The organism is Erythrobacter fulvus (genome assembly GCF_028595285.1).
Lineage (GTDB): Bacteria > Pseudomonadota > Alphaproteobacteria > Sphingomonadales > Sphingomonadaceae > Erythrobacter > Erythrobacter fulvus.
The window spans coordinates 184,998-211,510 of sequence record NZ_JAQQXQ010000004.1 but is presented as its reverse complement, the minus strand read 5'-3'; the positions used below and the strand labels follow the sequence as shown (position 1 = coordinate 211,510).

Here is a 26,513-nt window from a genome sequence, read left to right as displayed (position 1 = left end):
ATGCCCCTTTTTCGTCAGTTCTGCCGATCTAGGGGGTTTGCACGGCAACTTCCATGGGAAACCGGGTTGAGCAGCGCATGGCGCTCGACTAAGGGCATTGCTTTAATGAGTGCGAGCGAACATCCAGCGCCGACAGGGCGTTTTCCGGCAGGGCGCATGGCCTTTCCCCACCGCGATCTGACCGGCATTGGCCAACTTGAACGGCACGAGGTTCTCTATCTCCTGCACGAAGCCGAACAATGGGTTCAGCTCAACCGTCAGCGCAGCAAGCATACCGACCTTTTGTCGGGCCTGACCATCATCAACGCCTTCTTCGAGAATTCGACGCGCACGCTGCTGTCCTTCGAGATCGCGGGCAAGCGGTTGGGGGCCGACGTGGTCAACATGCACGCGGCGCAAAGCTCGGTGAAGAAGGGCGAGACGCTGATCGACACCGCCATCACCCTTAATGCGATGCGCGCCGACGCGATTGTGATCCGGCACGGATCTTCGGGGGCGACCGGGCTGATTGCCGACAAAGTCGATTGTCCGGTGCTCAATGCCGGTGACGGCCAGCATGAACACCCGACGCAGGCGTTGCTAGATGCGCTAACCTTGCGCCATGCCTTGCGCGAGCGCGGGGAGAACGCGGAGGATTTCACCGGCCTCAACGTGGTGATCTGCGGCGACATCCTGCACAGCCGCGTTGCGCGTTCCAATATCCTGTGCCTGACCGTGCTGGGGGCGAACGTGCGGGTCTGCGCGCCGCCTGCGCTGATGCCTGCCGGGGTCGAGGCGATGGGCGTGAGCGTGTTCCACCGCTTCGACGCGGCGCTCGAAGGGGCGGATGTGGTGATGATGCTGCGGCTCCAATCCGAACGGATGAGCGGGCAGTTCATTCCCTCGGCGCGCGAATATCGCCATCTCTACGGTCTGACGACGGATCGGCTGGCGCTTGCCCGGCCCGATGCGCTGGTAATGCATCCCGGGCCGATGAATCGGGGGGTGGAGATCGACAGCGAAGTGGCGGACATGGCGGGCCGTTCGCTGATTACCCGTCAGGTGGAGATGGGCGTGGCGATCCGCATGGCCTGCCTTGATATCCTGACGCGCGAGGCGCGGGGCGTGGAGGGCTGGGCATGAAGCAGGCGCGGCCTTTCACCATCATCAACGCGCAGCTGGTGACCTCGCAAGGCGTGGTGCCGGGTGCGATTCGCTGCGTGGACGGGACTATCGCCGCAATCGGCGCTGATGCGCGGGCGTTGGACGGCGACGAGGTGATCGACGCACGCGGCAAGTTGGTCGCGCCGGGGCTGGTCGATCTGGGCGTGTTTGCTGTCGACAAGCCCGCGTTCCATTTCGGCGGGATCACGCGCGCGGCGCTGATGCCCGACCAGTCACCCCCGCTCGATCTGCCGAGCCGGGTCGGCTTTATCGCCAAGAGCGGGAAGCCCGATCTGTGGGTCCACCCGCTCGCGGCTGCGACACGCGGGCTCGAAGGTACGGAGCTGGCTGAACTCGCGCTTATGCAGCAGGCGGGTGCGCGCGGGATTGCCACCGGGCGGCGCTGGATCGCGGATTCGGGGGTGATGCTGCGGCTGCTGCAATATGCCGCGATGCTCGATCTGGTGGTTGTGACCCATGCCGAGGATGCCGGTCTGGCAGGCAGCGCGGTGGCAACCGCAGGCGAGATTGCGACACGGCTGGGCCTGCCCTCCGCTCCCGCGGAAGCCGAAGATCTGGCGATTGCACGCGATATTGCTTTGGCGGAACTGGCGGGGGCGAAGCTTCATTTCCGGCAGGTGACGACGGCGCAGGGCTTTGAACTGGTCCGGGCAGCCAAGGCCCGCGGAGTGGCGGTGACATGCGGGATTACGCCTGCCCATTTCATGCTGTCGGACCTCGCGACCGTCGATTACCGCACCTTTTTCCGTCTCTCCCCGCCCTTGCGCAGCGAGGAGGACCGTCAGGCAGCGCGGGCCGCGATCGCCGACGGTACGGTGGACGTGATTGCCAGCGGCCACGATCCGCGCGGGCCGGAAGACAAGCGCCTGCCGTTTGCCGATGCCGCACCGGGCATGGCGGGGGCCGAAACCCTGCTGGCGATGATTCTCAATCTGGTTCGCGACGGCGTAATCGATACGTCCCGCGCCTTCGATCTGGTCGCCCGTAACCCTGCACGCCTGCTTGGCGTGCCGGCCGGCGAACTGGCTGAAGGACTGGAGGCCGACATCGCGTTGATCGACCCGGATGCGCCGTGGATAATTGATCGCCGCAAGATGGAAGCCACCGCCGACAACACCCCGTTCGATCGTCAGGGCGCGCAAGGGCGCGTGCTCGGCCTGTGGAAGGGCGGGGTCAAGCTCGGCGCATAAGAAAACTCCCGGAAGGCGATGGCCGTCCGGGAGCAATCTCTTTCGTCGGATGAAACGGGTTAGCGGCGCGTATTGGCTGCCAAGCGCACGCCGCTGTCGACGGCGCCCGCGGGCGGGTTCACCTTGGCATAGGCGAAGCAGCCGCGTCCGCTCGACTTGACGGTGCCGCACATGCTGCGTGCGCTCTTCGGGCCGAAGCCCGCCGCTGCGACGCGCCAGAAGGTGCGACCATCGACCACCGCTTCGGTGATGACGACGTCGTGATCCTTCAGCTGCGGGAACTTGCGCTTGAGCACAGTCCAGCCGCGTTCGGCCTCGATCTTGCTGTCATAGGCCCCAAGCTGGACGAGATGGGTATTGGCGGCCTTGTCGCTCGCGACAGGTGCGGGGGCGGCAGTGGCGGCCATGCGGCGCTGCGAGGCGGCGGCGACGCGAGGCGCAGGGGTTGCGCTGCGTTCCGGCAGCTTCTGCACCACCGGGTTGGAGACGAATCGCACGGCGGCCGTGCGGGCAGGAGCCGGTGCTGCGGCAGGCGCCGGGGCGGCGAAAGCCTCAGCCACGCTAGGCTTCGGGGTCGCCGTCGGCGCGGCTTCTGCCGCCACCGGTGCGGGCGCGGCTTGTGCGACCGCGGGCACTTCGGCCTGCGCAGCCGATTCTGCCACCAGCACTGCGGCGGCCGGGTAGTTCGCCAGCGCCAGACGCTGCGGCTGGCCCGCATCCACGCGCGGCGTCACGTCGAGCATTGCCGCGACGCGTTGCTGGAAATGTTCGGGTGCGGCAATGGTTGCCCATTCGGTCAGGCGCGCATCGAGCTGATCGGCGGGCACGTCTTCCGCAGCCATGACCCGCGCCGCGCGCCAGTTGCCCGCGAGCGCATAGGTGTAGGCAAGGTTCTGGCGCAGCTTGGGGGTCGCCTCTGCGCTGTCACGCACCGCATTGACCAGCACATGCACGCCGCGCTCCGGCTGACCGGCCAGCGCATAGGCAAGACCGAGATCGGCCGGATCGATCACACGGGCATATTCGTCCAGCACCTGCACCGCCGCACGACCTTCGCCCGTCGCGGTCTTGGCGAGCGCGAAGCTCAGCACCGTGCGCGGGTCTTCATCGCCAAGATCCAGTGCATCGCCAAAGCTGGTTGCCGCCGACTGGAAGCGTCCGGCCTCGAGATAGGCTGCACCCAGCAGTGCGCGGTAGCCCGGGTTGCGCGGTTCGGCCAGCACGGCAGCTTCGGCATGGGCAATTGCCTTGTCGGTTTGCCCCTTCGCCAGCGCAGTCTGCGCATCGGAGAACGATAGGTCGGCGCGGGGCGCCCCCGAAGTGCTGCATCCGGCAAGCGCCAGTCCGGCGAGCGCGGTGGTAACGGCCAGCGCGAGGCGCGGTGCGGTGAAGCCGGTCTTGGTGCTGTGGTCCATGATCTTGGTCCCCTGATTTGATCCTGCTGATTCGCTTCGGTCGTCTTGCGTTGGTGTCAGTGGCGCTTGAGGTGGGCGGCGATGACGTCGAGATCGTCGAAGTCCTCCAGCAGCCGGTCGAGCGCTTCGGTGAGCAGCACCTGCGCGCTGACGCCCTGCATGGTCGCGGCAAGGCGCAATTTGAGATGGCGTTCGGAGTCGAGCCTCAACGTGAAGGCGGCGCGGCGCTCGCTATTGCGTGCTGGCTTGCGCACCGCAGCAGCCTGGGCCGGCACGGCCTTCGCTGCCGGGGCGGGGCTGTCCTGCGATTCGGGCCTGCCGGCTTCTTCGGCATCAAGATCGTAAATCGATTCGCCGTCGTCCGCGTAGCTTTCGAACGGCTCGTCGGTCTCGTCCTCCGGCCCCGTCATAACCGCGTCCGCGAGCACGCGCTCTTCGAGGCGGCGCTGCTGCCGGCGCACTATCGGGCTGTGCGAGGCTGCTCCGTCTGGGGAGGCCACGCCTGCATTGATCGGCACCACATCGGCACTGATTTCGCCATGGCTTTCGCCATGCTCGTCAGAGCCCATGTCGTTCCAGCCGAGATCCTCGAGCTGTTCGTCTGCCAGTGCGGCAAGTTCCGCCTCGTCATTGACGAGCGGCGCAAGCTGCGGACGCATGGCAGGCTTGGCGCCGCCCTTGCGCGCGAGCAAGGTGGGGCCGAGCGAGGCAAAACCGGGTTCGGACATCGCCCTTGTTCCCTTTTTCCGCGCTTACTGCGCCACCCGGCGACCGAAGCCGCCGGCAGGACGCTGCACGCCGCCCAACTGCGCCGCACCATTGGGAGTGGGTGCGAACACGGTGCGGCGGAAATTCTTTTCGAGCCGGTCCGCGATGTAGCGCCACAGCGCGCCGATCTCGGCGGCGCTGCGGCCTTCGGGATCGACTTCCATCACAGTGCGTCCGTCGATCATCGACGCGGCGAAATCGGTGCGGTGATGCAGGGTGATCGGTGCGACCGTGCCGTGCTGCGACAGCGCGACTGCGGCTTCCGACGTGATCTTGGCCTTCGGTGTGGCGGCGTTGACGACGAACACCAGCGGCTTGCCCGCGCGTTCGCACAGGTCGACCGTGGCGCCGACGGCGCGCAGATCATGCGGACTGGGGCGGGTCGGCACAACGATGAGTTCGGCGACCGAGATCACCGACTGGATGGCCATGGTGATTGCGGGCGGGGTATCGATCACGGCCAGCTTGAAGCCCTGCTGCCGCAGCACCTGCAAGTCATTGGCGAGCCGCGATACCGTGGTCTGGGCGAAGGCGGGATATTCCGCCTCGCGCTCGTTCCACCAGTCCGCCAGCGAGCCTTGCGGGTCGATGTCGATCAACACGACCGGGCCAGCGCCCGCACGTTGGGCCTGAACGGCGAGATGTCCGGACAGGGTCGTCTTGCCCGATCCGCCTTTCTGCGATGCCAAAGCGAGTACACGCAACGCCTGGGTCCCCCTGGTATTGTTCCGCTGCGGGCCACCCCATTGCGACCCCGACTTGCGGCTGGATAAGGAGGGGATCGCAGGATACCCCTAATTTTGGGTTAACATGGGTGACGCTGTCATAATTCGCGGCAACCGCCGAACCGGCCGGGATCAACGCCTCTGCCCAGCGGATTAAGTGCCGGCAGGGCGGCAAGGGTTTGCTAACCCTATTGTGCTTAAGAAAGCGCCACCGAAACCGCATGGGGATGCGAGGCGCGTTATGGGTTGGAATTTGGCAGGAACGAAAGCGGCTGCAGGAGCGGCGTTGCTGGCGCTGGCCGCCGGGCCGGTGCTGGCCGACGTCAAGGCCGGGGTTGATGCCTGGACCGAAGGCGACTTCGTACGCGCCGTGGCCGAGTGGCAAGGCCCGGCCGCTGAAGGCGATGCCGATGCCCTGTTCAATCTCGCACAGGCCTATCGTCTCGGACGCGGGGTCGAGGCTGACAGTGCTCGCGCCCGCCAGCTTTATGACGAAGCTTCGCGCCGCGGGCATGTGAAGGCGGCCGACAATTACGGGCTGATGCTGTTCCAGGAAGGCGAACAGGAAAAGGCAATGCCGCTGATTCGCGCTGCCGCCGATCGCGGCGATCCGCGCGCACAATATGTTCTGGGCCTATCGCACTTCAATGCCGATTACGCCCCGCGCGACTGGGTTCGTGCCTATGCGCTGATGACTCTGGCGCAGGGGCAGGGGCTGCCGCAGGCGGGCGATGCTCTCGCGCAGATGGACGTTTATGTTCCGCTGGTGCAGCGCCAGCAGGCGCAATCCCTCGCCCGCAAGCTGGAGAGCGAGGCGCAAGCCGCGCGTTCCGCCGAGCTAGCCGCTGCGGAACTGGGTGCGGGCCAGCCAGCACCTGCAACCGTTGCTTCGCAGCCGGCGGTGTTTACGGCACCGGCGCCTTCGCCAGCTCCGGCGCGCGTCGCCGTCGCACAAGCTCCCGCTGCGGCAGCTGTACCTGCACCTGCCGAGCGTGCCTCGCGGCCCCTGCGGGTCGGCGGTAAATGGCGCGTGCAACTGGGTGCCTTCGGCGTCGCCGGCAATGCCGACCGGCTCTGGAAGCAGCTTTCGGAAAATCCCGTGCTTGCCGGAACCGAGAAAACCCTCCTCACCAGCGGCCGCTTAACCCGCTTGCTCGCGACCGGATTCGCCAGCGAGGCCGATGCCGCGCGTGCCTGCGCCAGCCTGAAGCGGCAAGGGCAGGCCTGTCTGGTCATGGGGCAGGGTTAGGCCAATCCACCAACGCCTGCGCGCCCCGACAAGGTGCGCTTCCCATAAAGCTATGATTTGCTAGACTGCCCGCGCAATCAGGCGGGGGGATCAGCCATGGACAATACGGTAAGCGCGCCCGTGGCGCAGGCGGTTTTCAGCGACGATCAGGCGCCGGTCGCTCCGGTTGCTGCGGGCGAGCGGATCGACACGCTCGATTTCATCCGCGGGTTGGCGGTGATGGGCATTCTTTCCGCCAATATCGTCGCCTTCGGTCAGCCGTTCGACGCTTACATGTACCCCGCCGCCTTCAAGGTCGATCCGGGCGATCCGGGCGGGTGGATGTGGATCGCGCAATTCATTCTGATCGACGGAAAGATGCGCGGGCTGTTCACGCTGTTGTTCGGCGCGGGTGTCTACCTGTTCATGGAGAAAGCCTGGGCTCGGGGTGCCACCCGCAAGCTTCAGGCCTGGCGGCTGTTCATTCTGATGATCTTCGGAATGATCCATTTCTTCTTCATCTGGCCGGGCGACATCCTGTTCTATTACGCGCTGTTCGGCTTTCTCGTGCTGGCCTGTGTCGGTTGGCGCGTGAAGACGCAGCTGGCGGTCGGACTGGGCGGTTACATGCTCGGGGTGATCTTCTACGCCGTCGCCATGACCGCGCCGTGGGCGATTGTCCAAACGCCGCTGGGAGACAGCCCGGAGCTGGCAGGCGCCCGCGCTGAAATGATCGCCGCAATCGAACAGACCCTGGCCCACAGTGCGGTACCCAACGCAGCACTGGCATCGGGCGATTACGCCACGCTGGTGATGCACCGCCTGACCGAGCAGTGGAGCGAGCCGCTCGGCAATGCGCTGCTGTTCGGATTCGAGACCTTCCCGTTGATGTTGCTCGGCATGGCGCTCTACCGGATGGGCTTTTTCAGTGGGGGGTTCGATCGCGGCAAGATGCTGCGCTGGGGCTGGGCAGCGGTGATTCTCGGCGGGCTGGCGCACTTGTTGATCGGACTGGCGATGCGCGCCGACGGTTTCAGCTATTACGGCACGCTCGCCGCTTTCGTAGGCTGGAGCCCCTTGCCGCGGCTTTGGATGGTGCTGGGTCTGGCGGCATTGCTGGTCGTCTATTCCCCGTCCGCGACCGGTTGGCTGGGGGAACGGATCCGCGCTGCAGGCCGGGCGGCCTTCACCAATTACCTCGGTACTTCGATCTTGATGATGTTCGTGTTCCAGGGCTGGGCGCTGGGGCTGTTCGGCGAATTGAACCGCCCGCAGCTCTATATCGTGGTGGCATTGGCATGGGTGCTCATGCTGGCGTGGTCGAAGCCGTGGTTGGAGCGCTATCGCTACGGACCGCTCGAATGGCTGTGGCGCTGCCTGACCTACCGGCAGGTATTTCCGCTGAGGAAATAATTTTCCTCCTTGTTATTGAGAATAATTCGCATACATTCGCTTTTGCAAACGCTTCGCAGGAGTGATTCGAGCGACCATGTACATCTGTATTTGCAACGCCATCCGTGAGAGTGATTTGCGGAAAGCCGCACTGACCTGTGACGGCGACGCCGAAGCGACTTATGCCTGCCTCGGCAAGCGGCCCAATTGCGGCCAATGCCTTGAGGAAGCCCAGGAAATTATCGAAGAAGAACGCGCTGCTGCTTTCTGCGACGTACTCGCAGTATAAGCATCCCCACCCGCGATTGCGAACCCTTCGCAAACCGCTGATTCACAAAGAAAATTTCTGACCCAACCCTTGCGGACAGGCCCCGGCAGCGTCTATCAGTAACGCATTGCCGCCTACCGGCTTTGACATTTCGCAAGGAGCAACCCCGCCATGAAGGGCGATCCCAAGGTTATCGATTTTCTCAACGCCGCGCTCACTAACGAGCTGACGGCGATCAACCAGTACTGGCTGCATTATCGCGTGCTCGACAACTGGGGCATGAAGAAGCTGGCCGCCTACGAGCGTCACGAATCGATCGAGGAAATGGAGCACGCCGACAAGCTGGCCGAACGCATCCTGTTCCTTGAGGCGCTTCCCAACTTTCAGGCGATCCACAAGCTGAAGGTGGGCGAGACCGTGGAAGAGGTGTTGAAGGCCGACCTCGCGCTCGAACACGAAGCCATTCCCTTGCTGCGCGAAGCCGCCGAATATTCGCGCAGCGTGCGCGATCACACTTCGGCCCAGATCTTTGAGGACATCCTCAAGAACGAGGAAGAGCATGTCGACTTCCTCGAAACCCAGTTCGAGATGATCGAACGCATGGGGCTGCAGAACTACTGCCAGCTGCAAAGTCAGGCGGCAGGCGAAAGCTGAACCCTGTCGCGCTCCGCATTTGCGAGGGCTCCAGAAGAGCTGACTGGGGCGACCGGCAAGCAAGATTGCCGGTCGCCCTTTGCCATGACTGCATGCCAGGTGGCGATTTGACGTTTTTTTGACGCTTTCGGCGGCTTCGCGGGTTTGACCCGTCGCGCCTGCTTGCCCACTCTCGCGATTGGGGGAAAGGCAGCTCGGAAAGCGATCCGGCAAGCCCGCGGGTGCGTTGTGCTGCCCATCCCCCATGCCATGTGGCAACACACAATGGGGGAAACTTACGATGAAAGCATTGATGAAGACGATCAGCGGCGGCCTCGCAGCGGCGACGCTGGCGCTTGCCGTTCCCGCGGCGGCGCAAATGGAGCTCTACGAGGACTACGTGCCTGCGGACGAAGTGGTGGAGCTCACCTTCGTGAAGGTCGATGAAGGCCAGCTTGAGACCTATCTCGAAGGTCTAAAGTCAACCTGGGTGGCCGCCAACGAGCTGCAGAAGAAGCTCGGTTACGTGTCGAGCTATGCCATCTATGCCGTCCCCTATGGCGACAACGAGTTCAACATGGTTCTGCGCGTGAGCTTTCCCAACACCGAGATGCTTGGCCCGAACAAGGCGCGCTACATGAAGTTCCTCGATGAATACGGGAAGACCAAGATCGACCAGTCGAACAAGACCGTGCTGGAACTCTACAACCGGATCCGCAAGATTCAGGGAACCTACATCCTGCGCGAGATGAAGTTGACCAAATAGGTCCTGCTAGGGAATCGAAAGACGGCGGGCGGGGCAGCGATGCTCCGCCCGCTGCACATGGAGCCCGTCAATTCTGCTGGGCGTCCTTGTCCGGCTGCACGCCGCGTGCTGCCATCCTCGTTTCTCGCAGGAAAAAAGCGAGACCGGTGACCAGCAGCACCATCGTCAGTACCCACAGCAAAGCGATCACTGTGCCGATTTGTAGGGTGATGTATGCCGAGATGAACAATAGGCCGATCACGAGACTGATGATCACCGCCGATGCGGTCGAAAACAGGATCGCCCCCTGTGCCAGCTTGCGCCGCTGCTTCAGCCATCCGAGTTCTGGTGCGCGCCAATCATCGGGCTGTTGGTCCCGCGCGCGGGCATCTTCGATCTTCTCGATCCGCTGGGCGATCCAGATCATCCGGCTCATGATGACGTTCATGATCGCCCCGATGCCCGAAAGCAGGAATGCCGGCGCGAGGCTCAGCTGCACCACCTGCTGCACCCGCGGGGTGGAGGCGGTGCGTTCGATGATCTCGAACGCGAAGGGCGTCTGTACGGCGGCGGCGAGGGTTTCGAGCAGCATCAGTCTTTGGCGTAGGGATTTTTCGGGGATTTGAGCGTCACGCGCACCGGAACCGCATCGAAGCCGAGCTTGGCGCGGATGCCATTGACGAGGTAGCGCTCGTAACTCTTGGGCAGCAGGTCAAGCCGGCTTCCAAAGATGACGAAGCGCGGCGGACGGGTGCTTGCCTGAGTAATGTAGCGCAGCTTGATGCGTTTGCCCCCGGGCGCGGGCGGGGGGTTCGCTTCGAGCGCATCGTCGAACCAGCGGTTCAATGCCGACGTCGGCACACGTTTCGACCAGCTGTCGCGCAATTCGAATGCTGCGCCAAGCATCTGGTCCAGTCCCTTGCCGGTTTTGGCCGAGACCGCCAGCAGCGGCAAGCCGCGCACCTGCGCCAGCCCTTCGTCGAGCGCGCCGCGAATACCGTTGAACAGCTTGCTCGCGTCCTCGGCTACGTCCCACTTGTTAATCGCTATCATCAGCGCGCGGCCTTCTTCGAGCACCAGCGAGGCGATCTTCAGGTCCTGATGTTCCAGGCCCTGGGTCGCATCGAGCAGCAGCACCACGACTTCAGCGAAATCGACGGCGCGGCGGGCATCGGCCACCGAAAGCTTTTCCAGCTTTTCGGTGACGTTGCGCTTCTTGCGCATGCCCGCCGTGTCGATCAGGCGGATTTCGCGTGTCTCGCCTGTCTTGGGATCGGTCCATTCCCAATCGATCGCGATCGAATCGCGCGTGATCCCGGCTTCCGGTCCGGTCAGCAGGCGGTCTTCACCCAAGAGGCGGTTGATAAGCGTGGATTTGCCGGCATTGGGCCGTCCGACAATGGCAAGCTTGAGCGGGCCTGAGGGACGATCTTCCTCGTCCATCGCCTCAACCTCGGCGCGGGCCGCATCCTGCGCTTCTTCCCATTCCTCGGCCTTCGCGCCGATGATCGGCCATAGCCCGCCGAACAGATCGGCAATCCCCTCACCATGCTCGGCGGACATGGCGAGCGGTTCGCCAAGGCCCAGAGCGTAGGCCTCCATCGCGCCGCTTTCTCCCGCCTTGCCCTCGGCCTTGTTGGCGACCACCACCACCGGCACTTCCTGCTCGCGCAGATAGCGGGCGATTTCCTCGTCCAGCGGAGTCAGCCCGGCGCGCGCATCAATCACGAAGATCGCCGCGTCCGCACCGGCAAGGCTGGCCTCGGTCTGCTTGCGCATCCGTCCGGGCAGGCTCAATTCGTCCTCGTCTTCCCACCCGGCGGTGTCGACGATGGTAAAGTGCAGGCCTGCAATCACAGCATCGCCCATGCGCCGGTCGCGCGTCACCCCCGGCTGATCGTCGACCAGCGCGAGCTTCTTGCCCACCAGCCGGTTGAACAGCGTGGACTTGCCGACATTTGGCCGGCCGATGATGACGACTTCGGGTTTCTTGGGGGCGGACATATCCGCCGCCAAGTGGGCGCAAATCCCCGATTTGGCAAGCGTGGGCGGGCTTCAGCCCTTTTTGGCAACCGGCGGGTTGTCACCCAGGTCTTCGTACCATGCCTCGACCGGGCCCGTGAGCTTTATGGTCAGCGGCTGGCCCTTGCGGTCCATCGTCTTGCCCGCCTGCACCCGCACCCAGCCTTCGGAAATCGAATATTCCTCGACATCGGTGCGCACGCGGTCCTTGAATCGGATGCCGATGCCGCGCTGGAGCTTTTCCGCATCGAAATGCGGGCTGCGCGGATTGACCGACAGGTGATCGGGCGGGACGTCGGCGCCGGAAGTCACGGCGGGGTTCTCGGGGGTTTCTTCGCTCATTCGCGCGCCCTTAATGGTGCTTTGCCCGCCCGACAAGCGTGTTGCGCTTGCCCTTTTGGCGCGAGGGGGATAAGGGCGGCGGCTGATACGCGCGGGGGGCCATGCTTCCCGCGCGGCTTCGTTCGGGCATGCGGGCGTGGCGAAATTGGTAGACGCGCCAGATTTAGGTTCTGGTATCGTAAGATGTGGGGGTTCGAGTCCCTTCGCCCGCACCAATTCGCCGCTTGGCTTGCCCGGCCTTACGGAATTCTCTTCAAGAAGGCTAAAGACCAGTTCCCATGCAGACCAAGCAGACTGTCAACGAAGGGCTCAAGCGCGCCTATTCGATCACGATCCCGGCCGCCGATCTGGCCGCCAAGATCGATGCCGAGATCAAAAAGATCGCGCCGCAGGTGCGCATGCCCGGCTTCCGTCCCGGGAAGGTTCCGGCCAATCTCGTCAAGAAGATGCACGGCGAGGCGCTGCATGCGCAGGTGGTAAACGACACCATCCGCGAATCGGTCGACCAGCTGATGAAGAACGAGGCCCTGCGCCCGGCCATGCAGCCGGAGATTTCGCTGGGCGAAGATTACGAACAGGGCAAGGATGCCGAGATTGCCGTCAGCCTTGAAGTGCTGCCTGCGATCGAAGCGCCCAGCATCGAAGGCCTGAAGCTTGAAAAGCTGGTCGTTCCGGTGACCGATGCCCAGATCGACGAGGCGCTGGCCGGCATCGCTTCGCAGAACAAGAGCTACAAGGACGCCGCCAAGACCAAGAAGGCGGCCGAAGGCGACCAGCTGATCATCGACTTCGTTGGCAAGCTCGACGGCGTCGAGTTCGACGGCGGCAAGGCGGAAGACGCCGCGCTGGTGCTGGGTTCGGGCACGTTCATCCCCGGCTTCGAAGACCAGCTGGTGGGTGTGAAGACCGGTCAGGAAAAGACCATCACCGTCACCTTCCCCGAAGCCTATCAGGCTGAACATCTTGCCGGCAAGGAAGCGACCTTCGACATTACCGTGAAGGCGGTGAAGGTCGAAACCGAGACCAAGATCGACGAAGATTTCGCCAAGAGCCTGGGCCTCGACAGCCTCGACAAGCTCAAGGAAATCATGAAGGCGCAGCTGGAACAGCAGACTGCCGGCCTTACCCGCACCCAGATGAAGCGCGCGCTGCTCGATCAGCTCGCCGCGGGCCACAGTTTTGAAGTGCCGGGCACCATGGTTGAAGCCGAGTTCAGCCAGATCTGGGCGCAGCTCCAGCAGGAAGCCGCGCGTGACGAGGATCCGGCCGCTGCGCTCAAGCAGATCGAAGACGAGAAGGACGAATACAAGGCGATCGCCGAACGCCGCGTGCGTCTGGGGCTGCTGCTGTCGGAAATCGGTCAGGCCAATGGTGTGGAAGTGACCGGGCAGGAAATGTCCATGCTGATCCAGCAGGCCGCGTCGCAGTACCGCCCCGAGGATCGTCAGCGGTTCGTCGAATATATCCAGTCCGAGCCGATGGCCGCCGCCCAGCTGCGCGCGCCGCTTTACGAAGACAAGGTTGTCGACTTCCTGTTCGACAAGGCCGACGTCACCGAGCGTGAAGTGACGGTCGAGGAACTGCAGGCTGCGATCGAGGCGGACGAAACCGCCGAGGCCGCGCCGGCTGCGAAGAAGGCGCCGGCCAAGAAGAAGGCCCCGGCCAAGAAGGCCGAAGCCAAGACCGAAGCCGCTGCCGAGGAAAAGCCGGCCGCCAAAAAGGCGCCTGCCAAGAAGGCACCTGCCAAGAAGGCTCCGGCGAAGAAGACCGAGGAAGCCGAAGCCAAGCCGGCGGCCAAGAAGGCCCCGGCGAAAAAGGCCGCTGCCAAGAAGTGATCAGTGCAGGCGGGGATCAGTTCCCCGCCGGACGCTTGTGCCGAAAAATGAGCGCGGACAGCCAGGCTGTCCGCGCTCTTTCGTTTGGCGCACGGCTGACAGCCCGCAAGGGGCGCGTGCCCGTTTAATTCTCGAGCACCGACTGTATCATTTAAGGACCCGGTCTGGACCGCTCGTTGCACTGCCTCGAATTATGCAGAAAGTCGTCTCCGGGAACCTACGCCGGGCTGTTCCTTCGACATTCAACCGTGAGGCCGTATGCTTACCGAACCCGCTCCTGCAGCGCGCAAACATTACCACGATATCGACGGAGCGCGTTCGGTTCTTATGTTCCTTTCGGTCGCCCTGCATGCCGGGACCGTCTACGCCCCGGCGCGGCCATGGATCACCGCCAATGTCGACCGGCACGCCTTTTTCGATTGGCTGATTTTCGGCTTTCACCTGTTCATTACCCCGACGTTCTTCTTTGTCGGAGGCTTTTTTGCCGTGCTGCTGCTGTCGCGCCGCACGGTCGGCGATTTCATGTGGAATCGCTTTCTGCGAACGGCAGTGCCGTTGGTCGTAATCGCACTCACATTCAATATGATCGAGAGTTATCTGCGCTGGCGCGACGCGGGTGGTGCAGGGTCGATGATGGACTGGATTACCAGCCCTGCATTCGGGCAACTCTGGGCTTCGGGCGGATGGCAATTGCACCTGTGGTTTCTGGTCAGCCTGATGCCGATGTTTGCTCTGGCAGCGCTGGTCCAGGCGATCGTGCCCGCTGATGCGGCCATCCGCGGCCGCGTGGTGGCCCTCATCGATCGTTCGGCACGATGGATCGCGGGAAGTTTTCCCTTTGCAATCGCACTGATTGCGCTCGGCCTAGCCAACACCGCCAATTTTACCGTGGCAATGGTTATGCCGGGGTCCTACGACCTGATTGCGCCGGGTTTCCAAAGTTACAACAAGCTGATTTCGGAATTTCCGTTTTTCGTGATTGGTGTGATGGCAGCGCTGAGCCCCCGCTTTTTGACAGCACTGCTGGAATGGCGCTGGTGGATGCCGATGGCTGCTGCTGCCGCCCTATTCTTCCAGCCCTATTCGGAGGTTGAACATGGCCCGTTGCTGGGGCAGGTGACGCTGTTCCTGAACCAGCTGGCAATCTGGACGCTGGTGCTGTTCATCCTACAGTTCTTTCATCGCTATTTTGCGGCTGGCGGCCCGCGCACGCGCTGGCTCGCCGATTGTGCGCTGTCGATGTATCTGTTCCACCACTGCTTCGTTTACATTTTCGGCCGGGCGCTGACTCACGTGGCATGGCCAGTCTGGCTGGAGTTTGCGGTGCTGACGGTCTTGGCGGCCGCTACTGTCATTGCGATCCACGAATTGCTCGTGCGCAGGTATGCGATCATCCGCCTGCTGTTCAACGGCAAGACCGACATCGAAGAGGTGCGCAAAGCCCCGGGCCTGTTCGCGGTGTTTGCCGGTGCGGACAATCGCACTAAGGCTGCCCGACCTGCAAAGGCAATCGCGCCGCACTGATGATCCGGCTCGGACCTTCGGCTACTGCGCGGCCGGTCGCCACGGACGGAATGTCGGCGTCGGCAGCTTGGCCGTCCGCGCTTTTTCGTAGGCAGCCCCCGCTTTCAGCACGGCGTGGTCGTCCCACTTGGCGCCCATGATGGAAAGGCCCACCGGCAGGCCCTCGATCGCACCCATCGGCACGGTAAGGTGCGGATAGCCAGCGATTGCCGCCGGACTGCCGAAGCCGACCGAACCGTTGAAATTGTCTCCGTTGACAAGGTCGCTGACCCATGAGGGCCCTCGGGTGGGGACGACGAGGAACTGCACCTTGTTGTCGGCCAGCAGCTTGTCGAGGGTTTCCTTGCCCGCGATCCGTACCGCGTTGTCGCGCGCCTTTTCGTAGGCTTCGCGGTCGGTGGTGGCTTCGGCCTGTTCGAACAGCTCCTGCCCGAACCAGCGCATTTCCTTGTCGGCGTGCGCCTTGTTGAAGGCGATCAGGTCGGCCAGGCTGCGCGGCGTCTCGCCGTCGGCGAAGGCGGGGATCGAAGCGAGATACTTCCCCATTTCCTCGCGCAGTTCGAACATCAGCACGGTGAAACTGTCACCATACATCTGACGGTCGGGCTGGAAGCTGATGTCGACCAGCACTGCGCCCGCGCGTTCGAGATCGGCCAGCGCGGCTTCGAACACCGCCTTCAGATCCTCACGGTTGCCGATCTGGTCGCGCATTACCCCGATCCGGACGCCTTGCAGCGAGTAGGTGTCGAGCCCCTCGGTATAATCCTTTACCCGCTTGGCACCCAGCGTTGCCGGATCGGACTTGTCCTCGCCTGCAATGGCTGTGAGCAACAGCGCGGCATCGTAAACGGTGCGGGTCATCGGCCCGGCGGTGTCCTGCGTGCTGGAGATCGGCACCACGTGGGTGCGGCTGACGATCCCGACGCTGGGCTTGAAGCCGACAATGCCGTTGATGCTCGCCGGGCAGGTGATCGAGCCATTGGTTTCCGTCCCGATCGCGCCCCAGGCAAAGCCGGCTGCGACCGCCGCGCCGCTGCCCGAGGATGAACCACAGGTGTTGCGATCGATGGCGAAGGGGTTTCGGGTCAGCCCGCCGACCGCGCTCCAACCGCTGGTCGAACCGTCGGAGCGGATATTCGCCCATTCGGACAGATTCGTCTTGCCTAGCACCACGCCGCCGCCCGCGCGCAGCTTGGCGATCAGCGGCGCGTCGCGGCCGGTGACATTGTTCTTCAGTGCAAGGCTGCCCGCAGTGGTGGGAAAGTCACGGGTGTCGATATTGTCCTTCACCAGCACCGTGCGTCCGTGCAGTGGCCCAGTGGTTGCCAGCTGCCGGGCCTTGACCGGGGCAGTGGGATCATAATCGATCACGGCATTCAGGCGCGGCCCGTTGTCGTCCAGCGCCTGAATACGCAGGATATATTCATCGACAGCCAACAGTTCGCCAATCGCCTCACGATCGGGAGAGGTGTCTGCGGGCGGGGCCGCATCCTGTGCGAAGGCCGCGATCGGCGTGGTGGCGAGGAGTGCGGCAAGCGCGCGTTGCGCGAAGGTCGGCGTGGTCATGGGCGCAGGTTTGCCTGTTCTGCGCGGCGATGCAAGCGGCACGAGCGCAGGCAAGCCACCGTCAATTCACAGGCGACAAGGTAAACGCCCTTGAAATTGCCCCCCAGCCTCCGACATAGCCAATCCGACACTTACGAAGGAAACGGCATCCCCATGATCGATCTGTTCGGCAATTCCGGCGAAACCTTTGGCACTCAGGGCCAGTTCACGCGCGATCCCGTCACCGGCGCGCTGGTGCCGGTCGTGGTCGAGCAGACCAGCCGCGGCGAACGCAGCTTCGACATCTTCAGCCGCCTGCTGCGCGAACGCATCGTGTTCGTGACCGGGCAGGTGGAGGATGGAATGGCCTCGCTGATCGTCGCGCAGCTGCTGTTTCTTGAAAGCGAAAATCCTTCCAAGCCGATCAGCATGTACATCAACTCGCCCGGCGGGGTGGTGACGGCGGGCCTGTCGATCTTCGACACCATGCAGTACATCAAGCCGCGCGTGTCGACCGTGTGCATCGGTCAAGCAGCCTCGATGGGCAGCTTCCTGCTGGCGGCGGGCGAGCCGGGAATGCGGATCGCGCTGCCCAATTCGCGTATCATGATTCACCAGCCTTCGGGTGGGGCCCGCGGGATGGCGTCGGATATCGAAATTCAGGCGCGTGAGATCCTGCGCATCCGTTCGCGGATGAATGATCTTTACGTGAAGTTCACCGGCCGCAGCCTTGAAGAGATCGAAAAGGCGATGGATCGTGACACCTTCCTCGAGGCAGAGGAAGCCAAGGCCTTCGGTCTGGTCGACAAGGTCTTCGAAACCCGCCCCGAAACCGAGGAAACCCCGGGCGAGGACGGATCGGGCGGCGCTCCTGAATAAGCTCCGCCTGTCAGGCCTTGGCCAGCGCCTGTCCCTGCATGGGGCAGGCTCCGGAACATTGCGCATTTTCCGGTATTTCACGCCATCCGGTGCCATGCCGGAGGGATTAAAACTTGCGCCATGTGTTGATTCATGCGGTGCAAGGGATACATTTGCCGAATCCGCAGGCGGCATTGCCATGCTATCCTGCACGGATTCGAGGACACAGGAATGACCAAATTGAGCGGATCCGACAGCAAGAGCACCCTCTATTGCAGCTTCTGCGGGAAGTCGCAGCACGAGGTGCGCAAGCTTATCGCCGGCCCCACCGTGTTCATCTGCGATGAATGCGTCGAGCTGTGCAACGACATCATCCGCGAGGAAACCAAGGCAGGGATCGCCGGCAAGAAGGAAGGCGAGATCCCCACGCCGATGGACATCTTCACGACCCTGAACGATTACGTGATCGGTCAGGATCGGGCGAAGCGCGTGCTCTCGGTCGCGGTGCACAACCACTACAAGCGGCTGAAGCACTCGGGCAAGGCCGGCGATGTCGAGCTGGCGAAGTCGAACATCCTGCTGGTCGGCCCGACCGGTTCGGGCAAGACCCTGCTCGCGCAGACGCTGGCGCGCACCTTCGACGTGCCCTTCACCATGGCCGACGCCACCACGCTGACCGAAGCGGGCTACGTGGGCGAGGATGTGGAGAACATCATCCTGAAGCTGCTCCAGGCGTCCGACTACAACGTGGAGAAGGCGCAGCACGGGATCGTTTACATCGACGAGATCGACAAGATCACCCGCAAGGCCGAAAACCCCTCAATCACCCGCGACGTTTCGGGCGAGGGCGTGCAGCAGGCGCTGCTCAAGCTGATGGAAGGCACCACCGCCAGCGTGCCGCCGCAGGGCGGGCGCAAGCATCCGCAGCAGGAATTCCTGCAGGTCGATACCACCAACATCCTGTTCATCTGCGGCGGCGCCTTTGCGGGCCTCGACAAGATCATCGCCGACCGCCTGCAGAAGCGTTCGATCGGCTTTGGTGCGCATGTCGCCGATCCGGATAAGCGCCGCGTGGGCGAACTGCTCGAAAAGAGCGAACCGGAAGACCTGCTGAAGTTCGGCCTTATCCCTGAATTCGTCGGCCGCCTGCCGGTGATCGCGACCCTGCACGATCTTGATGTCGATGCGCTGGTGACGATCCTGAAGGAGCCGAAGAACGCGCTGGTGAAGCAGTACCGCAAGCTTTTCGAGCTCGAAGACGTCGAACTGACCTTCACCGATGACGCGCTGCAGGCGATTGCCGAGCGTGCGATCAAGCGGAAGACCGGCGCGCGGGGACTTCGTTCCATCGTCGAAGGCCTGCTGCTCGATACGATGTTCGACCTGCCCGATATGGAAGGCGTGACCGAGATTGTCATCGACAAGGAAGTGGTCGAGGGCAAGAAGGACCCGATCCGCGTCCTGGGCGGCGAAGAGAAGAAGGAAGAGGCGGCGTAACTCATGCGCGTCGCGCTTGTAGCAATGCTTGGCGGGCTTGCCGCCTGCATTGCTCAGGCTGTTCCAGCAGAAGGTCAGGCAACTTCAGGGACCGAACGGCCCCGCCTCGATTGCAAGGCTGGGCCCGTCGAACGCTATTTCGATGGCGTGCAGTGGTATGTGTTTGCTTGCGATGACGATGCCAGCATCGTTGTGGTCACCGGCCCGAAGTCGCCGAGCGACCTCAGCTTCTATTTCATCATCTTTCCCAAGGACGGGGTCTACAAGCTCCGCGGCGAAGGCAACGGCGACAAGACCTTGACGCGCCCGGCCTATGAGGCGCTCTCGGCCATGACGGAAGAGGAACTGCGCGCTCTCCACGCCGAGGCGACCGCAGCAGGACAGGCAGCCCCACCAGCATCCTGATGCCCATACCAAAACCCCGTCCGGCCTTGGAGGAAGGGCCGGACGGGGTCGGGAGCAGCGCCGTCCCCCCGACGGGAGGGGATGGGGAAGTGGGAGGCGGCGCTAGCCGTTGGGCCTCGGCTGTCAGGCGGGCAGGAACACGCCGTCAGTGACGTGGATCACGCCGTTCGAGGTCATCACGTCGGCCTTGACCACGGTGGTCTTGCCGCCCTTGGCATCGGTAATCACGACATTGCCACCCTCGATCGCGGCGGTCAGCGTGCCGCCGCTAAGCGTTGTGAGCGTAGCCTTGCCGCCGCCATTACCGATCAAGCCGACAAGGCCTTCCGAGGTAATCTGGCCCTTCACGACGTGATAGCTCAGAATATTTGTCAGCAGCGGCTTGTTTTCCGGCTTCAGCAGCGTCGAGACCGTCCCGTCGGGCAGTTCGGCAAAGGCAGTGTCCGTCGGCGCAAAGACGGTGATGGGCGAGGTCGTAGCCAGAGTGTCGCCAAGACCGGCTGCCGTTACGGCCGCGACGAGGGTCTTGTGCACACCGGTGCTTTGCGCGGTTTCTACGATATTCGCTTCGGCCTTCTTTTCCATGTGGTGATCGGCCAGCGCCGGCGCGGCGGTGATGCCGGCAGTTGCGGCAAGAGCGACGGCGATAATAGCGGTAAGCTTGGTCTTGGGGGTCACAGTAGGGATCTCCTCTTGGGGTGTCTCGTCTGCAAGCCCTCCCACTTGCACGCGTAGTTACGGCGTAGCGGATGCAGCGGATGCGGGGGAAAATGCTAATGCGGATGAATTGCCGCGTGACTGCGGCGAAGCGAGGCCGCCTCAGACGCGGATGAAGGCGCCTTCGGCCACTACCGGCCCGGCCTCGGCATCGGCGGGCTTGCCGCCTAGCGGCTCGCGGGTCAGGAGCAGGCGCGAACCGTCGTGCAGTTCGGCCACGACCTCGGCTGGAACTTCCATCGAGCGCACTTCGCCCGGTGCGACTACCCCCAGCGACTTTGCTGCGCTGCCATCATCGGGCACCAGCCACAATTCGTGATCATGCACCCCGTCGGGAGCAAGACCGATAGCCGCGATCAGCATCCGCTCGCCTTCGGGGATATAGGTGACGTCGAGCCTGAGGCCGGTTTCCCCGATAGGGACGGTCGCTATCATCGGCGCGGCGGCGATCTGCGCGGGCTGCGTGTTCGGCGCCTGAACGCCGGCAGGATTCAGGACGAGCAGCGCCAGCGCCACTGCCGCAGCGGCCGAGGTCAATCCTGCGGCCCATTGCCAGCGGCGCAACCGCGCCTTGAGCGCGACGACTTCGCCCCCCGACGTGGCGTTGGGCGCGTTGGCAATGCCGGTTTGCGTGGTCAGTCGGGCTGCGATGCCGTCCCACACATGCGCGCCCGGCTCGACTGCGCCAGCCATGTCGTCGGTCCATGGCGCGAACCAGTTGTCCCACCACTCCTTGCGCCACGCGAAGTCGGGATCGGTCGCATACTTCCCGCGCGCGGCGAGCAGTTCCTCGCCCTCGAGCAGACCAAGCGCCCACTCGGCGGCGATCACCGGATCGTCGCGCGTCGCTTCGGGGCCAGTGTCTTCGGGCGCACTCACGGCCGTTCGCTCGCTTCAAGACACGCGCGCAGACGTTGCAGCCCTCGGCGGATCCAGCTTTTCATCGTGCCGAGCGGCACATCCGCCTGCTCGGCCAGTTGGGCATAGGTGTAACCGTCGAAAAACGCCGCACGGATGTGCGTCCGGGTGCGTTCGTCGAGGGTTTCGATGCACTTGTGGATCTGTGCGGCCTGCTCGGCATCCACCAGCAGCGCGTCGGCCAGCGGAGCCTCGTCGGGAAGCGGCGCCGCTTCCTCGATCCCCACAGCTCCGCCACGCACCTTGCCCGTGCGCAGCCGGTCTATCGCACGGTTGCGGGCGAACGTCGCCAGCCACGAAATCGGGCTTGCCCGCGCGGGATCATAGCGGTCGGCCCGCTGCCAGAGATTGACATAGACGTCCTGCAAGGCGTCCTCGGCTTCCTTTCTGTCGCCCAATATACGCAAGGTGATGCCGAACAGCTTCACCCGGGTCATACGATAAATTTCCTCGAGCGCCGTCTGATCGCCTTCGGCCAGACGTGCCATCGCATCGCGCAGGGCCTCACGTGCTTCGTCGGAAGATGGACGCGGGCGGGCAGCCATCAGCAGCTGAGCTCGCACTGGCTCTCGCCGTTTTCGATTTGCAAGGTGGCGTGGTTCACGCCGAAGCGATCACGCAGGCCGGCGGCGACATCGCGCAGGAAACTGTCCGACACAGGCTTTTCGGGCATCACCAGATGGGCGGTCAGCGCGGTTTCGGTGGTCGACATCGGCCAGACGTGCAGATCGTGGACAGCGGCCACGCCTTGCAGGCCGGCGAGGTGGCGGCGCACGTCGTCAAGGTTGATCCCCGGCGGGGCTGCCTGCAGGCTCATTGCCACGCTGTCACGCGCAAGGCCCCATGTGCTCCAGGCGATTACCGCAATAATGATGATACTCACCGCTGCGTCGATCCAGGCAAGGCCGGTCAGCAAGATTGCAACGCCTGCCAGAACCACGCCAAGCGAAACGAGGGCATCGGCGGCCATGTGGAGGAAGGCTCCGCGAATGTTGAGATCGGATTGGCCCCGGACGAACAGCATGGCTGTCAACGTGTTGATCGCGATCCCGATCCCGGCAACGACGATCATCGCCATGCCCTGCGGCTGTTGCGGCTCGGTCAGGCGGTGAATCGTCTCGAACAGGATCGCCCCGATCGCGATCGCCAGCAGCAGCGCGTTGGCAAGCGCGGCAAGGATGGTCGAGCTTTTATAGCCATAGGTGAAGCGGCCCGTTGCCGGCCGCCGCGCAGCGATGGCCGCGATCCATGCAAGCGCAAGGGCCAGCACGTCGGACAGGTTGTGGCCCGCATCCGCGATCAGTGCCATTGAACCATAGAGGATGCCCGCCACCGCCTCGACCAGAACGAATACGGTGTTGAGCGCAATGCCTATGGCGAAAGCGCGCCCGAAATCGGCAGGGGCGTGATGATGATGGTGACCACCATGGCCATGACCATGCCCCGCGCCATCATGGGCGTGATCGTGGTGATGGTGGGTGTGCGCGTGAGCCATTCGCGCTAGTTGTAGACGCAAGCATCAAGCGCGTCACGTCTGACGATGCCGATGCGCCGTTCGATCGCATTGCCGTGCCGCGCGAGCCATCCGCCCGGGTTCTTCACCGCGCGCTTTTTGGGGCTGGGCAGGGCGGCCGCCATGCGGCTTGCCTCGTCGGCGGAAAGGCGCGCGGCAGAATGGCCAAAATAGCGCTGCGATCCGGCCTCGGCCCCGTAGGTGCCGATCCCGGTCTCTGCGACGTTGAGATAGACTTCCATGATCCGCCGCTTGCCCCAGATCGTCTCGATCCAGAAGGTGAACCACGCCTCCAAGCCTTTGCGGAAGAACCCGCCGCCCTGCCACAGAAAGACGTTCTTAGCGGTCTGCTGGCTGATGGTCGATCCGCCGCGGATGCGCCCGCCTTCCATGTTCTCCCGCATCGCTTGCTCGATCGCCTCTGCATCGAAGCCGAAATGCTCGCAGAAACGCGAATCCTCCGCCGCGATCACCGCATCGACCAGATTGCGGTCGATATTGTCGAGGCTTTCCCAGTCTTTCGTGATGCCGTTTTCGTCCATTAGCATGGTCGCGGTGACGGGCACGGGCAGCCACTTGAAGGCCACCACCAGCACAAGCGTAAGACCGACAAAACCGAGGATCGCCTTGGCCAGAATACGGAAGAATGTCTTCGCCATGACCGGCGCTTTAGTCGCAGCGCGCAGACGCGGCAAAAGAAAACCCTCCCCGGCACGATGCCGGAGAGGGTCTGGTGATTGCTGTGACGCGAGGGCTTATGCGACCCCGGGCAGCAGCCGCTCGCCCGCAATTCGCTGCATCGCCTTCTGCAGCTTTTCGAAGGCGCGCACCTCGATCTGGCGGATGCGTTCGCGGCTGACGTCGTAGACCTGACTGAGTTCCTCCAGCGTCTGCGGCTTGTCGGTCAGGCGGCGTTCGGTGAGGATGTGCCGCTCCCGTTCGTTGAGACTGTCCATCGCCTGCACCAGCATATCGTGGCGCATCTGCGATTCCTCGGCGTCGGCCACGGTCTCGTCCTGCAACGGACGATCGTCGGTCAGCCAGTCCTGCCATTCGCCCGAGCCTTCCTCGCCCCCGCGCATCGGCGTGTTGAGAGAGCCATCGCCGCCCATCATCATGCGGCGGTTCATGTTGACGACTTCCTGTTCGGGCACGCCGAGATCGGTCGCGATCTTGGTCACGTCGTCGGGGTGAAGATCGGTATCCTCGTAGGCGTCGAGGTTCTTCTTCATCCGGCGCAGGTTGAAGAACAGCTTCTTCTGCGCGGCGGTGGTGCCCATCTTCACGAGGCTCCACGAACGCAGGATGTATTCTTGGATCGAGGCCTTGATCCACCACATCGCGTAGGTCGCGAGGCGGAAGCCGCGATCGGGTTCGAATTTCTTGACGCCCTGCATCAGGCCCACATTGCCTTCGGAGATCAGATCGGCAACCGGCAGGCCATAGCCGCGGTAACCCATCGCGATCTTCGCGACGAGGCGCAGGTGGCTGGTCACCAACTGGGCGGCGGCATCAGGGTCTTCATGTTCCTGATAGCGCTTGGCGAGCATGTATTCCTGCTCTGCGGTCAGCACCGGGAATTTGCGAATCTCGGACAAGTAGCGGTTAAGGCTCTGCTCACCGCTCAATGCCGGGACCGAAGGGGTCTTTGACTTGGTCACTTGTTACCTAACCTTTCTAGCGTCGACCGCTTGCGCCGGACCCCTGATGGGCATCCGGCGGACTGGGCCACAAGCCGGTATATACACGAAGCGACGCCCCGTGTGTGCGCTTTTCATCGATCACAACGTCGCAGTTGGTCGATGAGTTCCGCCATGTCGGGCGGCAGATCGGCCCGAAACCGCAGCGATTCGCCGCTTGCCGGGTGGATAAAGCCCAGCTCGGCGGCGTGCAGCGCCTGACGGGCAAAGCCGAGTCGTTCGACCAGCGGGCGGAGCGGTTTGGGGGTGCGTCCATAGACAGGGTCTCCCAATAAGGCATGGCCGATTGACGCACAGTGAACGCGCACCTGGTGGGTACGTCCAGTTTCAAGCCGGCATTCGATCAGCGCCGCCGCATCGAACCGCTCCAGCACCTTGTAATGGGTAACGGCCGTTTTCCCGCGCGAGGAATTCTTTGGCAGCACCGTCATTTTCTTGCGGTCGCTGTCGGAACGCCCGATCCGCGCGTCGATGGTGCCCTCTTCGGGCGAAGGATGCCCTGCACAGACCGCGAGATAGCGGCGGTGGACGGTGTGCGCGGCGAACTGGGTGGCCAGGCCTTCGTGTGCGGCGTCGGTCTTGGCCACCACCAGCAGGCCCGATGTGTCCTTGTCGATGCGGTGGACGATCCCGGGCCGCGCCACCCCGCCTATTCCCGATAGCTGCCCGCGACAGTGGTGCAGCAGTGCATTCACCAGCGTGCCCGCCGGATTGCCCGCCGCCGGGTGGACGACCATTCCGGCGGGCTTGTCGATCACGATCAGGTGTTCGTCTTCATAGGCGATCACCAGCGGTATCGCCTCTGGCGCGGCGGCGGCCTCGGCGGCGGGGGGCACAGCGATCCGGAACGGCGCGCCTTCCGCGACTTTCATCGAAGCGGAGGCGGCAGGCTTGCCTGCTACCTCGACCCGGCCTTCCTCGATCAGCGCCTGCACCCGCGCGCGGCTGAGGTTGGTGGCCTCGGCCAGCGCCTTGTCGAGGCGGGCGGGCGCAACGATAGTGCCGGTGATGATTTCGCCTGCAGACATGGTATGGCCATGCGCGATGGACGTCGAAGTGACAAGCGCAGCCCTTGCTGCGATGCATGCCGCAGCGCGCGCGGCTCACCCACGAGAGGCCTGCGGCATCCTGCTTGGCGAGGGCGGGCGGATTGCCGAGGCTTGCCAAACGCGCAATGCCCATCCCGAACCCGCCACCCATTTCGAGATCGACCCGCAGGCGCTGATCGACGCGCACCGCGCTGCGCGCTCCGGCGGGCCGCAGGTGCTGGGCTATTTCCACTCCCACCCCAACGGCCTTGCCACGCCTTCCGCAACTGATCGCAAATGTGCGGCTGGTGACGGACGCATCTGGGCCATCGTGGCAGCCGACGACGTAACGTTCTGGAGGGACGGGGAGGAGGGCTTTGCTGCACTTTCCTTTGCGCGAATCGAAAGCTAGGACAGGCGCATGATCTCGCAAACCGATCTCGCCGCGCTGCTCTGTTCGCGCCTGTGCCATGACATGCTTTCGCCGGTAGGCGCGCTCGCCAACGGGCTTGAACTGCTCGCCGAGGAGCAGGATCCGGAAATGCGTGCGCGCTGTATGGAACTGCTTGAACAATCGGCGCGGATCAGCACCGACAAGCTGAAGTTCTTCCGCCTCGCCTTCGGGGCTGCCGGCGGGTTCGGGGAGGCGATCCCGATCGACGAGGCACAAGCGGTAATCTCGGCGCTGGCCAGCGACGCCAAGCGGGTGGAAATCAACTGGGCGATTGCCGAGCCGAGCCTTCCCAAGCCGGCGGTCAAGGTGCTGCTGAACCTTGCCCAGATCGCACTTGATGCACTGGTCCGGGGCGGCACGCTTGATATCGGCGCCGAGCGGCGCGAGGGCGCGGTGGAGATCGTCGCGCGGGCGCGCGGCGACAGGATCGCCTTCGACGAGACCATCGGCCGTGCGCTGCAGGGCGACCTCGCTGAAAGTGAAATCACCAGCCGTACCGCTGCCGCGCATATGATCGCGCTGGTAGCCGAGGAAATGGCCGGCGGGTTGCAATACAAGCTGGGCGACGGGGTGCTGGTGCTCGGCGCGGTGTTGCCCGAGCCTGACGGAATGATTGGTTAGGGGCGT

At 63.7% G+C, this 26,513-nt stretch carries 28 protein-coding genes and 1 tRNA gene; 15 read left to right on the top strand and 14 right to left on the bottom strand.

Annotated features, from left to right (window positions below):
* The first annotated feature begins 105 nt into the window (after positions 1 to 105).
* Together OIK40_RS06940 and OIK40_RS06935 are read left to right on the top strand one after the other, a co-directional pair.
* The gene (locus tag OIK40_RS06940; protein ID WP_273677308.1) at positions 106 to 1,122 is read left to right on the top strand and encodes an aspartate carbamoyltransferase catalytic subunit; all 1,017 of its coding nucleotides are present in this window, start codon (positions 106 to 108) and stop codon (positions 1,120 to 1,122) included.
* On the top strand, positions 1,119 to 2,354 hold the full coding sequence (locus OIK40_RS06935; RefSeq protein ID WP_273677306.1) for a dihydroorotase: 1,236 nt from the start codon (positions 1,119 to 1,121) through the stop codon (positions 2,352 to 2,354). Before OIK40_RS06940 ends, OIK40_RS06935 begins: the two co-directional genes overlap by 4 nt.
* A 59-nt stretch (positions 2,355 to 2,413) precedes the next feature.
* Here OIK40_RS06935 and OIK40_RS06930 read toward each other — a convergent pair whose 3' ends face one another.
* The 3 genes from OIK40_RS06930 to OIK40_RS06920 are packed head-to-tail and all read right to left on the bottom strand — an operon-like array spanning position 2,414 to position 5,241.
* Complete coding sequence (locus OIK40_RS06930; RefSeq protein WP_273677304.1) at positions 2,414 to 3,769, bottom strand: tetratricopeptide repeat protein; 1,356 nt, start codon at positions 3,767 to 3,769, stop codon at positions 2,414 to 2,416.
* Positions 3,770 to 3,825: 56 nt separating this feature from the next.
* Positions 3,826 to 4,497 carry a hypothetical protein gene (locus OIK40_RS06925; RefSeq protein WP_273677302.1) on the bottom strand — a complete coding sequence of 224 codons (672 nt, stop codon included), beginning with the start codon at positions 4,495 to 4,497 and terminating at the stop codon, positions 3,826 to 3,828.
* Positions 4,498 to 4,521: 24 nt separating this feature from the next.
* Entirely contained in the window at positions 4,522 to 5,241 is a 720-nt protein-coding gene (locus OIK40_RS06920; RefSeq protein ID WP_273677300.1) for an AAA family ATPase, read from the bottom strand.
* A gap of 274 nt (positions 5,242 to 5,515) precedes the next feature.
* Here OIK40_RS06920 and OIK40_RS06915 point away from each other — a divergent pair, with 274 nt between their 5' ends.
* From OIK40_RS06915 to OIK40_RS06895, 5 genes are all read left to right on the top strand, one after another.
* The gene (locus OIK40_RS06915; protein WP_273677298.1) at positions 5,516 to 6,511 is read left to right on the top strand and encodes an SPOR domain-containing protein; all 996 of its coding nucleotides are present in this window, start codon (positions 5,516 to 5,518) and stop codon (positions 6,509 to 6,511) included.
* Between the two features lie 96 nt (positions 6,512 to 6,607).
* Positions 6,608 to 7,903 (top strand): DUF418 domain-containing protein, encoded by a 1,296-nt coding sequence (locus OIK40_RS06910; RefSeq protein WP_273677296.1) that lies wholly within the window; start codon positions 6,608 to 6,610, stop codon positions 7,901 to 7,903.
* Between the two features lie 76 nt (positions 7,904 to 7,979).
* A complete protein-coding gene (locus OIK40_RS06905; RefSeq protein ID WP_273677295.1) occupies positions 7,980 to 8,171 on the top strand; it encodes a (2Fe-2S)-binding protein in 192 nt (63 codons plus the stop codon).
* 150 nt (positions 8,172 to 8,321) lie between these two features.
* On the top strand, positions 8,322 to 8,804 hold the full coding sequence (gene bfr, locus OIK40_RS06900) for a bacterioferritin (RefSeq protein ID WP_273677293.1): 483 nt from the start codon (positions 8,322 to 8,324) through the stop codon (positions 8,802 to 8,804).
* A 280-nt stretch (positions 8,805 to 9,084) separates the two neighbouring features.
* Entirely contained in the window at positions 9,085 to 9,549 is a 465-nt protein-coding gene (locus OIK40_RS06895; protein WP_273677292.1) for a hypothetical protein, read from the top strand.
* A gap of 67 nt (positions 9,550 to 9,616) precedes the next feature.
* Here the strand turns inward: OIK40_RS06895 and OIK40_RS06890 are convergent, their stop codons facing one another.
* Genes OIK40_RS06890 through OIK40_RS06880 form a run of 3 tightly spaced genes read right to left on the bottom strand, consistent with a single transcriptional unit; the run spans position 9,617 to position 11,892 of the window.
* Positions 9,617 to 10,120: a DUF2721 domain-containing protein gene (locus tag OIK40_RS06890; RefSeq protein WP_273677290.1), complete on the bottom strand. Its 504-nt coding sequence runs from the start codon at positions 10,118 to 10,120 to the stop codon at positions 9,617 to 9,619.
* Positions 10,120 to 11,532 carry a ribosome biogenesis GTPase Der gene (der, locus tag OIK40_RS06885; RefSeq protein ID WP_273677288.1) on the bottom strand — a complete coding sequence of 471 codons (1,413 nt, stop codon included), beginning with the start codon at positions 11,530 to 11,532 and terminating at the stop codon, positions 10,120 to 10,122. The genes OIK40_RS06890 and der overlap by 1 nt, the downstream gene beginning before the upstream one ends.
* A 51-nt stretch (positions 11,533 to 11,583) precedes the next feature.
* Entirely contained in the window at positions 11,584 to 11,892 is a 309-nt protein-coding gene (locus OIK40_RS06880; protein WP_273677287.1) for a DUF3297 family protein, read from the bottom strand.
* Between the two features lie 130 nt (positions 11,893 to 12,022).
* Between OIK40_RS06880 and OIK40_RS06875 the strand changes: the two genes are divergently transcribed.
* The 3 genes from OIK40_RS06875 to OIK40_RS06865 all read left to right on the top strand — a co-directional run bounded on the left by OIK40_RS06875 (position 12,023) and on the right by OIK40_RS06865 (position 15,251).
* A tRNA-Leu gene (locus tag OIK40_RS06875) sits at positions 12,023 to 12,107 on the top strand.
* Positions 12,108 to 12,170: 63 nt separating this feature from the next.
* Entirely contained in the window at positions 12,171 to 13,727 is a 1,557-nt protein-coding gene (tig, locus tag OIK40_RS06870; protein ID WP_273677286.1) for a trigger factor, read from the top strand.
* Positions 13,728 to 13,985: 258 nt separating this feature from the next.
* Positions 13,986 to 15,251: an acyltransferase family protein gene (locus OIK40_RS06865; protein ID WP_273677284.1), complete on the top strand. Its 1,266-nt coding sequence runs from the start codon at positions 13,986 to 13,988 to the stop codon at positions 15,249 to 15,251.
* 21 nt (positions 15,252 to 15,272) lie between these two features.
* Here OIK40_RS06865 and OIK40_RS06860 read toward each other — a convergent pair whose 3' ends face one another.
* Positions 15,273 to 16,817, bottom strand: coding sequence for an amidase (locus OIK40_RS06860; RefSeq protein WP_273677283.1), 1,545 nt, complete (start codon positions 16,815 to 16,817; stop codon positions 15,273 to 15,275).
* Between the two features lie 153 nt (positions 16,818 to 16,970).
* Between OIK40_RS06860 and clpP the strand changes: the two genes are divergently transcribed.
* The 3 genes from clpP to OIK40_RS06845 all read left to right on the top strand — a co-directional run bounded on the left by clpP (position 16,971) and on the right by OIK40_RS06845 (position 19,556).
* Positions 16,971 to 17,675: an ATP-dependent Clp endopeptidase proteolytic subunit ClpP gene (clpP, locus tag OIK40_RS06855; RefSeq protein ID WP_273677282.1), complete on the top strand. Its 705-nt coding sequence runs from the start codon at positions 16,971 to 16,973 to the stop codon at positions 17,673 to 17,675.
* 210 nt (positions 17,676 to 17,885) lie between these two features.
* The gene (gene clpX / locus OIK40_RS06850; RefSeq protein ID WP_273677281.1) at positions 17,886 to 19,151 is read left to right on the top strand and encodes an ATP-dependent Clp protease ATP-binding subunit ClpX; all 1,266 of its coding nucleotides are present in this window, start codon (positions 17,886 to 17,888) and stop codon (positions 19,149 to 19,151) included.
* A 3-nt stretch (positions 19,152 to 19,154) separates the two neighbouring features.
* On the top strand, positions 19,155 to 19,556 hold the full coding sequence (locus tag OIK40_RS06845; RefSeq protein ID WP_273677280.1) for a hypothetical protein: 402 nt from the start codon (positions 19,155 to 19,157) through the stop codon (positions 19,554 to 19,556).
* Positions 19,557 to 19,679: 123 nt separating this feature from the next.
* On the opposite strand, the gene OIK40_RS06840 is transcribed toward OIK40_RS06845, so the two are convergent.
* The 7 genes from OIK40_RS06840 to OIK40_RS06810 form a co-directional block, all read right to left on the bottom strand.
* Positions 19,680 to 20,234: a fasciclin domain-containing protein gene (locus OIK40_RS06840; RefSeq protein WP_273677278.1), complete on the bottom strand. Its 555-nt coding sequence runs from the start codon at positions 20,232 to 20,234 to the stop codon at positions 19,680 to 19,682.
* Between the two features lie 141 nt (positions 20,235 to 20,375).
* On the bottom strand, positions 20,376 to 21,152 hold the full coding sequence (locus OIK40_RS06835; RefSeq protein WP_273677277.1) for an anti-sigma factor: 777 nt from the start codon (positions 21,150 to 21,152) through the stop codon (positions 20,376 to 20,378).
* Positions 21,149 to 21,736: a sigma-70 family RNA polymerase sigma factor gene (locus OIK40_RS06830; RefSeq protein WP_273677276.1), complete on the bottom strand. Its 588-nt coding sequence runs from the start codon at positions 21,734 to 21,736 to the stop codon at positions 21,149 to 21,151. The genes OIK40_RS06835 and OIK40_RS06830 overlap by 4 nt, the downstream gene beginning before the upstream one ends.
* On the bottom strand, positions 21,736 to 22,686 hold the full coding sequence (locus tag OIK40_RS06825; RefSeq protein WP_273677273.1) for a cation diffusion facilitator family transporter: 951 nt from the start codon (positions 22,684 to 22,686) through the stop codon (positions 21,736 to 21,738). The genes OIK40_RS06830 and OIK40_RS06825 overlap by 1 nt, the downstream gene beginning before the upstream one ends.
* A 5-nt stretch (positions 22,687 to 22,691) precedes the next feature.
* Entirely contained in the window at positions 22,692 to 23,363 is a 672-nt protein-coding gene (gene mtgA, locus OIK40_RS06820; protein ID WP_273677272.1) for a monofunctional biosynthetic peptidoglycan transglycosylase, read from the bottom strand.
* A gap of 96 nt (positions 23,364 to 23,459) precedes the next feature.
* Positions 23,460 to 24,365, bottom strand: a complete 906-nt coding sequence (gene rpoH, locus OIK40_RS06815) for an RNA polymerase sigma factor RpoH (RefSeq protein ID WP_273677270.1) — start codon at positions 24,363 to 24,365, stop codon at positions 23,460 to 23,462.
* 113 nt (positions 24,366 to 24,478) lie between these two features.
* Entirely contained in the window at positions 24,479 to 25,432 is a 954-nt protein-coding gene (locus OIK40_RS06810) for an RluA family pseudouridine synthase (protein WP_273677269.1), read from the bottom strand.
* A 28-nt stretch (positions 25,433 to 25,460) separates the two neighbouring features.
* On the opposite strand from OIK40_RS06810, the gene OIK40_RS06805 reads away from it, so the two are divergent.
* Together OIK40_RS06805 and OIK40_RS06800 are read left to right on the top strand one after the other, a co-directional pair.
* Positions 25,461 to 25,844, top strand: a complete 384-nt coding sequence (locus tag OIK40_RS06805) for a M67 family metallopeptidase (RefSeq protein WP_374211793.1) — start codon at positions 25,461 to 25,463, stop codon at positions 25,842 to 25,844.
* 9 nt (positions 25,845 to 25,853) lie between these two features.
* A complete protein-coding gene (locus OIK40_RS06800) occupies positions 25,854 to 26,507 on the top strand; it encodes a histidine phosphotransferase family protein (RefSeq protein WP_273677267.1) in 654 nt (217 codons plus the stop codon).
* Positions 26,508 to 26,513 lie beyond the last annotated feature (6 nt).

Coding starts and splice junctions, on each gene's coding strand:
- tig (WP_273677286.1), top strand. CDS start 12,171: ATGCAGACCAAGCAGACTGTCAACGAAGGGCTCAAGCGCGCCTATTCG.
- OIK40_RS06935 (WP_273677306.1), top strand. CDS start 1,119: ATGAAGCAGGCGCGGCCTTTCACCATCATCAACGCGCAGCTGGTGACC.
- clpP (WP_273677282.1), top strand. CDS start 16,971: ATGATCGATCTGTTCGGCAATTCCGGCGAAACCTTTGGCACTCAGGGC.
- OIK40_RS06910 (WP_273677296.1), top strand. CDS start 6,608: ATGGACAATACGGTAAGCGCGCCCGTGGCGCAGGCGGTTTTCAGCGAC.
- OIK40_RS06845 (WP_273677280.1), top strand. CDS start 19,155: ATGCGCGTCGCGCTTGTAGCAATGCTTGGCGGGCTTGCCGCCTGCATT.
- OIK40_RS06895 (WP_273677292.1), top strand. CDS start 9,085: ATGAAAGCATTGATGAAGACGATCAGCGGCGGCCTCGCAGCGGCGACG.
- OIK40_RS06810 (WP_273677269.1), bottom strand. CDS start 25,432: ATGTCTGCAGGCGAAATCATCACCGGCACTATCGTTGCGCCCGCCCGC.
- mtgA (WP_273677272.1), bottom strand. CDS start 23,363: ATGGCGAAGACATTCTTCCGTATTCTGGCCAAGGCGATCCTCGGTTTT.
- OIK40_RS06925 (WP_273677302.1), bottom strand. CDS start 4,497: ATGTCCGAACCCGGTTTTGCCTCGCTCGGCCCCACCTTGCTCGCGCGC.
- OIK40_RS06930 (WP_273677304.1), bottom strand. CDS start 3,769: ATGGACCACAGCACCAAGACCGGCTTCACCGCACCGCGCCTCGCGCTG.
- OIK40_RS06905 (WP_273677295.1), top strand. CDS start 7,980: ATGTACATCTGTATTTGCAACGCCATCCGTGAGAGTGATTTGCGGAAA.
- OIK40_RS06825 (WP_273677273.1), bottom strand. CDS start 22,686: ATGGCTCACGCGCACACCCACCATCACCACGATCACGCCCATGATGGC.
- clpX (WP_273677281.1), top strand. CDS start 17,886: ATGACCAAATTGAGCGGATCCGACAGCAAGAGCACCCTCTATTGCAGC.
- OIK40_RS06830 (WP_273677276.1), bottom strand. CDS start 21,736: ATGGCTGCCCGCCCGCGTCCATCTTCCGACGAAGCACGTGAGGCCCTG.
- OIK40_RS06890 (WP_273677290.1), bottom strand. CDS start 10,120: ATGCTGCTCGAAACCCTCGCCGCCGCCGTACAGACGCCCTTCGCGTTC.
- OIK40_RS06860 (WP_273677283.1), bottom strand. CDS start 16,817: ATGACCACGCCGACCTTCGCGCAACGCGCGCTTGCCGCACTCCTCGCC.
- OIK40_RS06865 (WP_273677284.1), top strand. CDS start 13,986: ATGCTTACCGAACCCGCTCCTGCAGCGCGCAAACATTACCACGATATC.
- OIK40_RS06800 (WP_273677267.1), top strand. CDS start 25,854: ATGATCTCGCAAACCGATCTCGCCGCGCTGCTCTGTTCGCGCCTGTGC.
- OIK40_RS06880 (WP_273677287.1), bottom strand. CDS start 11,892: ATGAGCGAAGAAACCCCCGAGAACCCCGCCGTGACTTCCGGCGCCGAC.
- der (WP_273677288.1), bottom strand. CDS start 11,532: ATGTCCGCCCCCAAGAAACCCGAAGTCGTCATCATCGGCCGGCCAAAT.
- OIK40_RS06940 (WP_273677308.1), top strand. CDS start 106: ATGAGTGCGAGCGAACATCCAGCGCCGACAGGGCGTTTTCCGGCAGGG.
- bfr (WP_273677293.1), top strand. CDS start 8,322: ATGAAGGGCGATCCCAAGGTTATCGATTTTCTCAACGCCGCGCTCACT.